The following is a 13140-nucleotide window of genomic DNA, read 5'->3' as shown; positions in this document are numbered from 1 at the left end:
GTCGCAGGATGGTCCCGTAGCTGGGGATGGTGCGGTCCCTTCGCCCGCTCCAGCGTTCTCCAAGACGCAGATACAGATCGCCATGGGAACGCCCAGCCGCGCTGTCATGCTCAATTGAGCTGCGCGCGCGCCATTTTCGGCGAGAATCCGAAGGTGCGCTTGAACGCGGTCGCGAAATTGCTCGAATGCTCATATCCCGCATCGAACGCGATTTCGGTCACTGAGCGGTCGGTCATGCGCAACTGCCGCAGCGCCTCGTCCATCCGCGCGCGCTGGCGATAGTTCGAGATGGTCATGCCCGTGACCTGCTTGAAGCTCTCCATCATCTGCGTCTCGTTCCAGGCGAGTTGCCGGCAAAGCTGCGCGATGCTCAATGCGGCGCCCTCGCCGCTCTGGAGGATTTCGCACAACTCCAAAACCTTCTGCCGGCTTTTGGCCCTGACCGGGCCGGCGGCACCGTCCCCTGACAATTGGCGCAACGACAAATAGAGCAGTTCGAGGGCCTTGGCCTCCAGCATCAGGTCCGCCAGCCGATCGGACTGGAGCTGCAACATGTCTTCCACGATGGCGCGCATCGGCAGCGGCAGCGGTGCATCGCGGTGGCAGAACTGGGTGACGGGGCCGCGCAGATAGTCGAGCAGAATGCCCGGCAGATCCTCTCCGTCCGGAATAAGCCCGCGCAGGAAATCCCGACTGCACACCATGGTGACCGCGCGCGTGCGCGTATCGGGCTTCACCACCTCATGCTTCACCGTGTGCATCGGCTGGACGAGGAAGGACAGCCGTCCCGATTCCACCACCGACGAATGTTCGGCATCGTCATGGATCAGGCTGCTGCCGTCGAGCTTGCAATGGAGCTTCAGATGGTCGTGGCTGAGGAAGTCGTAACGTTCATGGGCCAGGTGGCTGACATCGGTCAGCACGATCGAGAAACCGGGGCGGATCGTCGCGCCACGCGACCAGCCGTTTTCGCTGGACGTATCCGCCCTGATCAGCGTGGTCCGGCCTTGCAGGCCGATCTGTCCGGCGGCGCCTGTCGAGATACGGCTCGGTTCGACCATCGCGCTCAGCGTCGGGTCCGGCTCCTCGAAGGTGATGGTCTGGCTGATGTCCAAGCGGCGGCTTCCGTTATGATGGAATAGGAGAAATCCTGTTCGTTTCCCGGTCAGGGCGACAGCCTAAACCGAAGTTTCGGGGTGCAGCAATAGCGTGGCCGTCCCTATCCTGCGTCGCACTCGTCCCTCGAATGGCGAACTATCCGATTTCGCAAAGGAAGTTCGGGGCAACGGATAAGCACCACCAGCCTTTCCCCCGCAGATTATCCGCCGCCCGCGCCACCAAAAGCCAACAGGCTGGCGGGCGAGTCCAAAGGGGGGCCATATGAATCGCACCGTTTTCAACCATTCCATTCTGCGTCACGCGCTGCTGGCGTTGAGCGTATCGTCGATCGCGCTGTCCGCGTCGGCGGCCCTCGCGCAAGACGAACCGGATGCCGCCGCCGATGGCGAGATCGTCGTCACCGCGCGCAAGACCAATGAGCGGCTTCAGGACGTGCCGATCTCGGTGAATGCACTGTCGGGTGACCAGCTTCGCGATCGTGGTGCCGTCGACGTCAAGGATGTGCTGCGCAGCATCCCCGGTTTCTCCTTCTCCGGCACCGAGCGCGGCCTGGGCAATTACAATATCCGCGGCGTGAGCACGGTGGCGTCGTCGCCGACCGTCGGCGTCTATCTCGACGATATCTCGCTGGTCACGGTCGCGACCAGCTTCAGCGGCGCCTTCGATCCGGTGTTCTTCGACATGGAGCGGCTGGAGGTGCTGAAGGGCCCGCAGGGCACACTGTACGGCGGCAGCTCGATGGGCGGCGCGATCAAATATGTCAGCGCGAAGCCCAATCTCCGCGACTTCGGCGCGAGCGTAGCTGCGGGCGCGGCCATAACGGCGCATGGCGGCCCGTCCTATAATGGCGAACTGGTGATCAACGCGCCGCTGGTCGAGGATCGCCTGGCGCTGCGCGCCGGCGTTTTCTATCGTCACGATGGCGGCTATATCGACAACGGGCCCGGGTCGATCCGGAACGCGAACATCTCCAGTTCGCCGTCTCCGGTCTACACGCCGGCCTTCCAGCCGACGCTCAGTACGCGCGACAGGTCCAATCAGAATGCCTCGGACACCTATGCGGCGCGTCTGTCGCTGGAATGGCAGCCCGATCCGAGCTGGTCGATCCGTCCAGCGGTCTTTTTCCAGGATTATAAGCTACGGAATCCGGGCCAGTTCTTCCTCGGCGCGCGCGCACTCACCTCGTCCTTCCGGATCGCGCAGCCGACCGACGACAAGGCGGGCATCTACAGCCTGAACATCGACAAGGATCTCGGCGGTGTCCGGCTGACCTCGCTGACCGCCTATTTCGATCGCGATCTGAACTGGGTCCGCGATTACAGCTATTTCATCGGTGGCCTGGTCGCGCCGCTGTTCCCGCTGACCAGCCGCAATGTTTCCGACAGCGAGACGACGACGTTCAGCCAGGAATTGCGGCTCGCGTCCAATGGCGGCCCAGGCGCGCGGCTGAAATGGATCGCCGGCCTTTATTATTCGAATCAGGACGATCGTCTGGTCCAGACGGTCACGACGCCGGGGGCCACGCCGATCATCGGCACCGAGATCGGCTATTTCGGCGATACCTTCACCAAGACCCGGCAATATGCCGCATTCGGCGAAGCGACTTATGCCATCCTCGATAATCTCGACGTCACCGCCGGTGTCCGGATGTTCAAGATCGAGCAGGTGGTCGACATTCTCGGCGACGGCCCGTTCAATGGTGGGCTTACGCAGGTCGACGGGCGGCGCAGCACCGAAAAGGGTGTGAACCCGAAATTCGGCCTTTCCTACAAGCTGACGCCCGACAATCTGCTCTACGCGTCCGCCGCGAAGGGTTTCCGGCCCGGCGGTCCGAACCGGTTCCAGGTCAATCCGGTGCTGTGCGCGGCCGATCTGACGCGGCTGGGCCTGACGGCCGCGCCCGATTCCTTCTCGTCCGACAATCTGTGGAGCTACGAGATCGGCACCAAGAACATGTTCGGCGGCAACCGCGTCATGTTCAACGGCTCGCTCTTCTACACAAGCTGGAAAAAGATTCAGCAGCAGATCGATCTCAGCAGTTGCGGCTTCGCCTTCACCGGCAATGCCGGTAGCGCGGAGATCAAGGGGCTGGAGGCGGAGGGCCGGATCAATATCACCCCCGCTTTCCAGATCGGTGGCACCGGCACCTATACCGATGCGAAGATCACCACCGCCGCGCTCGGCACGCCCGCGCGTGACGGTGACGAGGTGCAGGCGGTGCCGAAATGGATGGCCAGCGCCTATGCCAGCTACGGCACGGACCTGGGTGGCGACTGGCGTTTTCAGATGCGCGGCGAATATCAATATCAGAGCAAGGCCCGGCGGCAGTTCGAACGGCTGCAATCGGTGCGCTATGCCGATGGCGTCACCGGCACCGTGCCCAATGGCGCGGAGATTCGCCAAGGCTATAGCGTCGTGAATGCCTTCGCATCGATCTCGCGCGACGCGACCGAGATACGGCTTTATGCCAATAATCTGCTCGATGCCCGCCCGCTGCTCGATACCGATTTCAGCATCGGCGGCGATCGGTCGACGACGCTCCGGCCGCGCACCGTAGGTGTCGAATTGCGGCAGCGCTTCTAGGGGCAGAGGGGAAACGACATGATCTCGCATTGTCTCGTCATGGCGCGCCGGGCGCGCGGCATATTGCCGGCAATGGCCGCTTTGCTCTTGCTGAGCGGGTGCTGGACGCGAACGGCCGAGGGTGGAAATGCCGCCTGGGCGCGTGAAACCGCCTATTATTATCCGACGTCGCGGATCGACGCGTCGAACGCGCTCAAATTGGGCGTCGCCTGGGAGTTCAGCGATTTCGTGGTGCGTGGCCGCACGCATCGCGGTGTCGAGGCGACGCCGGTGGTGGTCGATGGCGTGATGTACACCAGCGGCCCGTGGAGCGTGGTCTATGCGCTCGATGCGAAGACGGGCAAGCTGCTCTGGCAATATGATCCCGAGGTCGATGGCCAGTTCGCGCGGCGCACCTGTTGCGATGTCGTCAATCGCGGCGTCGCGGTGGCCGAGGGTGTGGTCTATGTCGCGACGCTCGACGGTTATCTGGCGGCGGTCGATGCGAAGACCGGCAAGGAGCTGTGGAAGGTCGATACGATCACCGACCGCAGCCGCAGCTATGCGATCACCGGAGCCCCCCGCGTCGCGGGCAATACCGTCGTCATCGGAAACGGCGGCGGTGAGATGGGCGTGCGCGGCTATGCCAGCGGCTTCGACAGGAAGACCGGCAAGTTGGCCTGGCGCTTCTTCATCGTGCCGGGCGATCCCGCCAAGGGGCCTGACGAACATCCCGAAGTGACCGAGGCGCGCAAGACCTGGGATCCCAAGTCGCGCTGGGACCTGGGCGGCGGCGGCACCGCCTGGGATTCGATCGTCTACGACCCTGATACCAACATCGTCTATATCGGCACCGGCAACGGCATGCCGCATCCCCTGTGGTCGCGCAGCCCGGCGGGTGGCGACAATCTGTATCTGTCGTCGATCGTCGCGCTCGACGCCGATACCGGCCGCAAGAAATGGCATTACCAGACCACGCCGCAGGATAGCTGGGATTATACTGCCACGCAGAACATGATCCTGGCGGACATCAGGATCGGCGACCGCGTCCGCAAGGTGATCATGCAGGCGCCGAAGAACGGTTTCTTCTACGTGCTCGATCGCGTGACCGGCGAATTGCTGTCGGCGGAGAAGTTCACCACCGTCACCTGGGCGGACCGCGTCGACCTGAAGACCGGGCGTCCGGTGATCACCGCGCAATCGGACTATAGCAAGGAGACCAAGCTGGTCTGGCCGAGCGAGGCGGGCGGGCATAACTGGCCGCCCATGGCGTATAATGAGCAGACGGGGCTGGTTTACATCCCCGTTCTCGAAGCGCCGATGACCTTCCAGATGAATGACGAGCCCTATCGTCCCTATAGCCCGATGCAGGGATCGATCGCCGCCTTCCCCGCCTTTTCCGGATTCGGCGAGGGCGATCGACCGGCGACGTTCGCCGGGCAGCCCAAGCCGAAATTCGAACAGGTACTCAAGGCCTGGGATCCGGTGACGCAGAAGCTGGTCTGGAGTTCGAAGGTGATGCCCTTCTGGAGCGGCGGCGCGATGACGACGAGCGGCGGGCTGGTGATGCAGGGTTCGGCCGACGGCTATCTCACGATTTACGACGCGAAGACTGGCAAGGTGTTGCACCGTATCGATATCGGCACCGGCATCATGGCTGCGCCGATGGCCTATGAGATCGACGGCGAACAATATGTCGCGGTGGCTGCGGGCTTCGGCGGCGCGCTCAACGTCGCCTACACACCGGGCGCCGTCGCCCTGAAGCGCGAGAATGCCGAACGGCTGATCGTGTTCAAGCTGGGCGGATCGCAGCCTAGGCTACCGCCGCTGCGCACCGCGATGCCGTTCGTGCCCGCGCCCGCCCAGTATCGCGGCACAGATGCACAGGCGACGCGCGGCGCGAAGCTGTACGAGGCCAATTGCGGGCGCTGCCATGGCGGGCCGGACACGCTTGGCGGCTATCCCAATCTCTGGAAGATGCCGGCGGAGGTTCATGCCGCTTTCCAGCAGATCGTGCGCGAAGGCATGTTCGCCGAAGCCGGCATGGCTTCGTTCGCCGACGTGCTCAGCGAACAGGACGCCAGGGATATCCACGCCTTTGTCGCGCGGCCGATCCCGAAGCAGGCGCCGGCGGCGCCCAAGAAGATGCACTGATGACGATTCGGGAGACCATGATGATACTTGCCGATCCGCGCGGACGGCGGTTTGCCGCCCTGGCATTGTTGTCCCTCGGCGTGGGCAGCGCCGGCGCCGAAACCGGGACGCGGGCAGATGCCGCGTTCCGGCTCGACGAGGCGCGGCGGATCGCCGGCACGCTGGTCGATCTGGCGGTCGAAAAGGGGCGCAGCGTCTCGGTGGTGGTCGTCAATCGCGAAGGCCGCATCATCCTGTCGCAGCGCATGGACGATGCCTCGTTCGTGAGCCTGCAACTCGCCGAAGGCAAGGCGATGACCGCCGCCGCTATCGGCGTGCCGACAAAGCTGCTCGAACAGCAGGTGGATGGCGGCAAGGCCTCTGTCCTGTCCGCGCCGGGCGTGATCGCGATCGCCGGTGGCGTGCCGGTGACGCGGAACGGCAAGGTGGTCGCCGCGATCGGCGTCAGCGGGGCGGCGTCGGACGAGGACGACATGATGGCGACCGCCGCGCGCGATGCCGTGATGAAATAGGCCGGCGGTTGCCGCCGCCGGCCCATGTTTCGTCGATTACGCCCAGGGCAGCAGGCCGCCCCGGATACCGACCATCACGGAGAGCGCCAGGAACAGCAGCACGACCGCGACATGGCGCACCAGCGTGAAGCTGCCCGGCCTGGGGCCATTGCGCAAGCCGAGGCCCAGCAGCAGCACGGAAGCGATCGTGGCCATGGTGGCGACAAGGGCCGCGGTCGATGCCACGACAAGCGGCGTCGGCGGCCAGTAGTGGAGCGACGGACCATTGGCCATGACCGATGGCAGCCACATCGCGATCGCGATTACGCCCACCAGCCACAAGGCACCTGCGCCCAGCAATCCATAATGCGACAGGCGCAGCGTCGATCCCTGATAGGTCGTGCCGCGCCGCGCCAGGAATGCCGCCCACAGGCCGAAGGCGGTGAGCGCCGCCAGCCCGGCAACCCAGCCGAGCAGGCCGAGATCGAACAGGCCGGATGCGCGCTCGAATGCGTTGGCGCCCGACGGTGTGTAGATGCGGATCGCCTTGCCGTTTTCGTCGAGCACGAAGTTCAGATAGCCTTCGCCGTCCATCGCGCGGAACTGGGTCGGCGAATCTCCGGGCGCCCAGCTCTGGCTGCCGAGCGCGCCCGACGTCACCAGATAGCCGTCGGGTGAACTCGATACCTTCGCGGTACCGCCCAGCACGCCCAGGAACTTCTCCAGCCCCGAATAGGACCGGCGCGTCGCGACATAGGTGCCTTCGTAATTGCCGGCGGATTTCAGGAAGGCGGGATTGCCGGCACGCTGGATTGGTGGCGTCTGCGCATAGAAGCGCTCGATGATCGCGCCTGGCAGCTTGCTCGACAATGCGCTGCCGCCAACCGTGTTAGTGCTGATGAACACGCCAAGGTCGAGCTCAGGGATCACCATCATCTGGGTGAGGAAGGCGCTGGTGCCGCCGCCATGGCCATAGCCGGTGAAGCCGCCGGGCTGGGTGGAAATGCCGAAGCCGTGCGCCCAACCGTTGACGCCCGCGGGCACCTTCATGATCGGTGTCCGGAACGCCTTGGCCGCGACGGGGCCGTAGACGGTGGTGCCGTCGATCGAACCATCGCGCAGCAGCAGCCGCATGTAGCGGGCCATATCCTCGGCGGTGGTCGCGATCGATCCGGCGGAGGCGACGCTGCCGATAAAGTCCGGTCCCATCGACTTGAAGCGATTGCCGCCCCAGCGGAAGCCGTCCGACACATCGCCGGCGAGCGCCGCCGGCATCGGAGCGGCAAAGCCGGCGCGCGGCTTCATCGGCTCACGGAAGGTGCTACGGGACATGCCTGCGGGGGCGAACACGTCGCGATCGGCGAGCGTCTCGAAATCCACCTTGTTGAGCCGCGCGAGGATCTGGCCGGCCACCGCCACGCCATAGTTGGAATAGGTGGAAAGCGTGCCCGCCTCGCGAACGCGGTTGGGCCGGTGCAGGCGGATATAGTCGGCCGGCGGGGTCAGTCGCTCCGCCTTGTCGAGGATGAGATGGCCAAGTGCGCTATCCTCCATGCCCGGTGCGTGCGCCATCAGGTCGACGATGCGGATCGGATTCTTGAAGCCCTGATCGGGGATCTGCGATTTGGGCGGCAGATACTTGTTGACCGGATCGGTCAGCTTGATCGTGCCTTTCTCCACCTCCCGCATGATCAGGATCCAGGTCATCGTCTTGGAGACCGAACCGATGCGGAACAGGGTCTTACGCGGATCGACGGTGCGCATGGGATTGATGCCGGAGATGCCATAGCCCTTGAGCAATACGGGCTTGTCGTTCTGGACGATCGAAACGGTGACGCCGGCGATATGCAGATCGTTCATGCCCTGGCGGACGACGCCGTCGACCAGCGCCTCGAGTTCGGCCACCGGAATCGGCTGGCCCGGCGCCAGCTTGGGCGTTGGCCGCAGCGCGTCGACGGCGGCTGTCTGCGTGGCTGGCGCGGCGCTGGCCGGCGTGGTGGCCGGGATCGGACCGGTCTGGCTGAGCAGCGCCTGGCTTCCGCCGAGCGCGGCCAGGCCGGCCAGCGCGACAAGCATCGATGATCTGAATTTCACGTGCATCCCCCTCGCAAGGACGGGGCATCCGGCCCCGATTCGGCGCGATTTCCCGCATCATCGGTCGCCGGGAACTGGCATCGGCGCGCGGTTTTCCGCTCTTTGCGCCAGAACAACCCCAATGGGATCAGGATTGTCCTGATCGGAAAATAAGTCAATCCGCGATTTGACGACCTGTGGAGCTCCCCCTCAGGGCTTCAGCTTCGCTTCCAGGAAACGCACCGTCGCGCTGTCCGACTTGCGCCAGCTATCATAGCGCTGGAAGTCATGAAGCTCGTTGGGCAGCACCAGTTCCTCATAGGGAATATCTTCGGCGTCGAGCCGGCGGGCAAGGTCGATCGTCTGGTCGAACGGCACGTTGCGGTCGTCGTCGCCATGGATCAGCAGCACGGGCGAACGCCATGTCTTCATGGCGGCGACCGGCGAGCTTTCGAACGCGATCTTCGCCATGTCCGGCCATTCACCCTTTTCATAGCCCTGGGGCTCGGCGAAGCGCGTCGAGCGGCGAGACCAATCATGCACGCCGTGCAGGTCCACGCCGGCCTTGAACATGTCGCTGTTGCGCGCGAGGCCCAGGGCAGTCAGCAGGCCGCCATAGGATCCGCCCCACAGCCCCAGCCGATCGCCATCGACTTCGGGCTGCGCCTGGAGGAAACGCCCGGCCGCGACGATATCCTGATATTCGGACGAGCCGGCGAGGCCGCCGCGCGCGGCGTTCTGGAACGCGCGTCCATAGCCGATGCCGAGCCGGTAATTGACCGCGAGCACGACAAACCCGCGCGAGGCCAGATACTGGTTCATCGCGTAGGAATGCGAATAATAGCCCGAATAATTCCAACCGAGCAGCATCTGCCGCGAAGGACCGCCATGGATATAGATCATCGCGGGCTTCTTCGTTGCGCCGCCGCGTCCGGCGAACAACTGACCGTGGATCACCGTCCCGTCCGCCGCCTTGAAGGTGACGTGGCGCGGCACGACGAGCTGCGCCGACGGGAAATCGGGATTGCCGGCGTCGAGCGCGCGGCCGAGGCCGCCATTGCCCGCGCCCGCAAGGTGGACGCGCGGCGGTGTCGCCGTGGTCGCCGCGATCATCGCGATGCCATTGGCCCCCGCCGATACCGGCGTCCATTCCAGGCCCGTGCCGGCGGTGATCGCGACAGGCGCGGCGCGGTCGACGGGTACGCGATAGACATGGCGGCGCTCGTCATCGTCCGCCGATGCGCCGGTATTGGCGCTGTAGAGCAGCGACTTGCCGTCGCGGCTCAGCGCGACATGCTCGACCATGAAACTGCCCGGGGTCAGATGCGTCGCTTCGCCGCCCGACGCGGGCACCGAATAGAGATGGGCCCAGCCATGGAGTTCGGCGCGGAAGGTCAGGCGATCGCCCGCCGCCCAATTCAGGAACAGCCCGTCGGGGACGCGGCCGGGATAGGATCCCTCCAGCGTCTTGGCGCTGCGCCAGGCCACCTGGCCCTCCCCGGTCGTGGTATCGGCGACCCAGAGCGACCAGGGCTGCGGTGATTCCTTGAGGAATGGACGCGGCGCGCCGCCATTGTTCGTGCGCCGGCTGAAGGCGATGCGCTTGCCGTCGGGCGACCAGACCGGGTTCTCGTCCCATGCGGTGGATGGAGCCATCCAGCGGATCGGCTTGTCCGGCCCCTCATAAATGCCGATGAAACTGTGATCGCCGTCGCGGCGCGAGACGAAGGCCAGGCGCGTGCCGTCGGGCGACCATGTCAGGTCGGTCACACGGCCGCGATCGAAGAACAATTTCTCCGGCTTGCCCTTGCCCGTCGGATCCGCGCTCCAGGCCTGGTCGTCCTTGATATAGGCGAGCTTGCCGGCCGCCGAGAGCGCGGGCGCATCACCCTCCGCGATCTTGACGGGCGCGCCGCCGGCGGTGGCGGCGGACCAGACCCACATATGCTGCTGTTCGGTCGATGAGGCCGGGTTGGGCTGCAGGTTGCCGGCCGCGCGGTAATTGCCGTGATGCTCGCCGCCGCGCGTCCACGCCAGACGCGTGCCGTCGCCGGAAAGGACCAGGCCGGTCAGTTGCTGGCCGTCATCCTCGGTGGCGCTGGTCACCTTGCGCGCCTTGAAATCGGGGCCGGATGCCAGCCAGATATTGCGCACACCCTTCGCGGTCTCGATCCAGGCGATGCGATCGGCATCGCCTGCTGCGGTGAGATCGCTGGGGAAGCTGTAGCCGATGAAGGATTCGAGCCCTGGCGGGATGTTCGCGGGCGGCTGCGACGATGCTTCCACAGCAAAAGCCGACATCAGCATCGCCAGCCCGATCATCGTACGTCGCATATCGCCCCCTATTTCGGAAACGGCCCGACGCAGCGTTCGGCGATCGGCGTCTCAATCCCGATCAGGACAGTGTTTTCTGCTTAGGTGCATGTCAAGCGGCCTTGCGGTGGCCGTCAGCGAATGAGCTTTCCGCCCTTCATCACATGATCGAGCTTTTCGAGCACGGCGATGTCGGCGATCGGATCGGCCCTGACCGCGACCATGTCGGCATAACGGCCCGGTGCGATCGTGCCGACATCCTTCGTCCAGCGCAGCGCATCGGCGGCGACGATCGTCGCGGACTGGATCGCCTGCATCGGCGTCATGCCGTAGCGGACCATATATCTGAACTGGCGGGCGTTCTGGCCGTGCGGATAGACGCCGGCATCGGTGCCGAAGGTAATCTTCGCGCCCGCGCGCACCGCCTTGCGGAATCCTTCGCGCTGGGCGTCGGTGGTCTCACGATTCTTGCGCAGATAGCCTTCGGGCCAGCCCTCCTTGGTGCCGACCTCCTCTATGTAATCGCCATTATAGATGTCCATGTCGAGGAAGACGCCCTTGGCCTTTGCCAGCGCGATACCCTCGTCGTCGATCAGCGAGGCGTGTTCGATCGCGCGCACGCCGGCATTGATCGCCGCCTTGATGCCCGCCGCGCCATGCGCGTGCGCGGTCACCCAGCCGCCGCGCGCCGCTGCCGCGTCGACCGCCGCGCGCATTTCTTCGGGACTCAGTTCGAGCTGTCCGGGCTCGGTGCCTTCGGCGAGCACGGCGCCGGTCGCGATCAGCTTGATCGAATCGACGCCGCGCTGGAACAGGCTGTTCACCTTCAGTCGCACGTCGTTGGCGTCGGTGACGACGCCGGCGCGCATGTCCGCTGGCACCGTCACGTCGGGCGCGAAGCCCGTCACCTCGCCACCGCCGCCGGGCACGGTGATATAGGCCCCGACCACGCTCATCCGGGGGCCGTCGATATCGCCGCGGTTGATCGCATTGCGCAGTTCGACATCGCTGAACGCGCGGAAGCAGCCGACGTCATGGACGGCGGTGAAGCCCGCATTCAGCGTTGCGCGCGCGTTGCGCAGGCCGACAAACGCCATTTCCTGCGGGCTGTGCATTAGTGGTTCGGCGATATTGTTGGTCTGGCCCCAGTCGGCGAGATGCGTGTGCATGTCGATCAGGCCCGGCAGCACCGTGAAGGCCGACCAATCGGTGACGGCAGCCCCTTCGGGCGGCGGCGCATAGGGCGTGACGGACACGATCCGGCCGTCTTCGATACGGATCAGCCGGTCGGTGAGGACAATGCCCTTTTCCGTGTCGATCAGCCGCCCGGCGCGGACATAGCTGGTATCGGCATGCGCCGGAACGGCCATGCTCAGGGCAAGCGCGATCAGGCCCGCGCGTGTCGCGATGGTGAAGATGCTGTCGGCCATGGGAACCCTCCCTCGGCAGACATCCTGCGTGACTATTTTACAATCGTCAAACAAGAACGATTGGCAGGATCAACTGGCCCTTGGCGCCGGCTTCTGTTCAGGCGCTGGCGCCGCGACCGCCGGCACATCGGTCGGCGGCAGCGCATCATCGGGCCGGTCGAGGATCGCGGCGGTCTCGATGATGTCGAGCGCGCGCCGCGCCTCGATATAGCGGCGCGCATTCGCCATCCAGTTCGCGGCCTTGTCGCGGCCTGGCATACGTGCGACCTCGGCCAACGCGGCATCGACCTGCCCACCTTCCAGCCGGCGCTTGGCGCGCTGCAGGCGTTCGGTGGGGAGCGGCGACGGCGTGCCGGTGCGGCGGACGACGATCAGGCCGGACATTTCGCGCTTCAACCCATCCCACCAGCCCGGCGTCGATCCGGCGCTGGCGAGCTGCGGGCCCAGATCGTTGAGTGCGATCTGCAATTCCTCGAGCGTCACGGGCTGCCGTGCGGCGGCGATCACCATGGCGACGGCGCGCGGCTGCGCCTCGCCGAAGCGCGCGCGCAACTGCGCCTCGATATAGCCGAGCGCGACGCCGCGATCGAGTGCGCGGCGCGCGGCGAAGGCGACGAGCAATCCCTCGGCGCGCGATGCGTTGCCCGATGCGGCACGCGCGCTGACGCTGATCTGCGCCAGCCGCTGTTCCAGATCGCGGACGCGCATGGTCAGATCGTCAAGCGTCGCCGGGCTGGCGGGGAGCGGCTGGACCTGCTGGCCGAGCGCGGGCACCGGCGCCATCGGCCCCAGCGCCGCCCGCTCGTCCGCCACGGCGGATTCGCGGCCGAAATAGCCCATGCCTCCGCCCCATTTGCGGATGATGACGCCCATGGCGATCAGCCCGAGCAGGAAAGCGGCGAGCGCGACGATCAACAGCGTCCGCAGCGGCTTTGCCGCCCGTGGCGCCGTCTCGATCGGCTCATATTCGCTCGCCATGCCCAACCAATCCCTCGATG

The 13140-nt window shown here is 65.5% G+C and carries 8 protein-coding genes; 3 read left to right on the top strand and 5 right to left on the bottom strand.

The window, feature by feature from the left end; all coding sequences use genetic code 11:
• Positions 1-110 precede the first annotated feature (110 nt).
• Positions 111-1115, bottom strand: coding sequence for a helix-turn-helix transcriptional regulator (locus tag ACODTA_RS27285; RefSeq protein ID WP_489070435.1), 1005 nt, complete (start codon positions 1113-1115; stop codon positions 111-113).
• 265 nt (positions 1116-1380) lie between these two features.
• On the opposite strand from ACODTA_RS27285, the gene ACODTA_RS27280 reads away from it, so the two are divergent.
• From ACODTA_RS27280 to ACODTA_RS27270, 3 genes are read left to right on the top strand one after another with little or no spacing between them, the layout of a single operon-like run.
• Positions 1381-3702 (top strand): TonB-dependent receptor, encoded by a 2322-nt coding sequence (locus tag ACODTA_RS27280; RefSeq protein WP_489070433.1) that lies wholly within the window; start codon positions 1381-1383, stop codon positions 3700-3702.
• A gap of 18 nt (positions 3703-3720) precedes the next feature.
• Positions 3721-5835: a PQQ-dependent dehydrogenase, methanol/ethanol family gene (locus ACODTA_RS27275; protein ID WP_489070431.1), complete on the top strand. Its 2115-nt coding sequence runs from the start codon at positions 3721-3723 to the stop codon at positions 5833-5835.
• Positions 5835-6347: a GlcG/HbpS family heme-binding protein gene (locus tag ACODTA_RS27270; RefSeq protein WP_489070429.1), complete on the top strand. Its 513-nt coding sequence runs from the start codon at positions 5835-5837 to the stop codon at positions 6345-6347. Before ACODTA_RS27275 ends, ACODTA_RS27270 begins: the two co-directional genes overlap by 1 nt.
• Before the next feature lie 36 nt (positions 6348-6383).
• Here ACODTA_RS27270 and ACODTA_RS27265 read toward each other — a convergent pair whose 3' ends face one another.
• The 4 genes from ACODTA_RS27265 to ACODTA_RS27250 all read right to left on the bottom strand — a co-directional run bounded on the left by ACODTA_RS27265 (position 6384) and on the right by ACODTA_RS27250 (position 13120).
• Entirely contained in the window at positions 6384-8420 is a 2037-nt protein-coding gene (locus ACODTA_RS27265; RefSeq protein WP_489070427.1) for a serine hydrolase domain-containing protein, read from the bottom strand.
• A gap of 189 nt (positions 8421-8609) precedes the next feature.
• Positions 8610-10733, bottom strand: a complete 2124-nt coding sequence (locus ACODTA_RS27260) for a S9 family peptidase (RefSeq protein WP_489070425.1) — start codon at positions 10731-10733, stop codon at positions 8610-8612.
• Positions 10734-10846: 113 nt separating this feature from the next.
• Complete coding sequence (locus ACODTA_RS27255; RefSeq protein ID WP_489070423.1) at positions 10847-12142, bottom strand: Xaa-Pro dipeptidase; 1296 nt, start codon at positions 12140-12142, stop codon at positions 10847-10849.
• A 69-nt stretch (positions 12143-12211) separates the two neighbouring features.
• The gene (locus ACODTA_RS27250; protein WP_489070421.1) at positions 12212-13120 is read right to left on the bottom strand and encodes a hypothetical protein; all 909 of its coding nucleotides are present in this window, start codon (positions 13118-13120) and stop codon (positions 12212-12214) included.
• Between the last annotated feature and the right edge of the window lie 20 nt (positions 13121-13140).

The sequence above is a fragment of the Sphingomonas sp. FG14 genome (assembly GCF_057809675.1).
Note: the sequence above shows the minus strand (reverse complement) of the source record. Positions and strands in the feature narration are given on the sequence as shown.

Bases quoted from the DNA above. Each gene is read 5' to 3' on its own strand.
- ACODTA_RS27280 (WP_489070433.1), top strand. From the start codon at position 1,381: ATGAATCGCACCGTTTTCAACCATTCCATTCTGCGTCACGCGCTGCTG.
- ACODTA_RS27275 (WP_489070431.1), top strand. From the start codon at position 3,721: ATGATCTCGCATTGTCTCGTCATGGCGCGCCGGGCGCGCGGCATATTG.
- ACODTA_RS27250 (WP_489070421.1), bottom strand. From the start codon at position 13,120: ATGGCGAGCGAATATGAGCCGATCGAGACGGCGCCACGGGCGGCAAAG.
- ACODTA_RS27270 (WP_489070429.1), top strand. From the start codon at position 5,835: ATGACGATTCGGGAGACCATGATGATACTTGCCGATCCGCGCGGACGG.
- ACODTA_RS27255 (WP_489070423.1), bottom strand. From the start codon at position 12,142: ATGGCCGACAGCATCTTCACCATCGCGACACGCGCGGGCCTGATCGCG.
- ACODTA_RS27260 (WP_489070425.1), bottom strand. From the start codon at position 10,733: ATGCGACGTACGATGATCGGGCTGGCGATGCTGATGTCGGCTTTTGCT.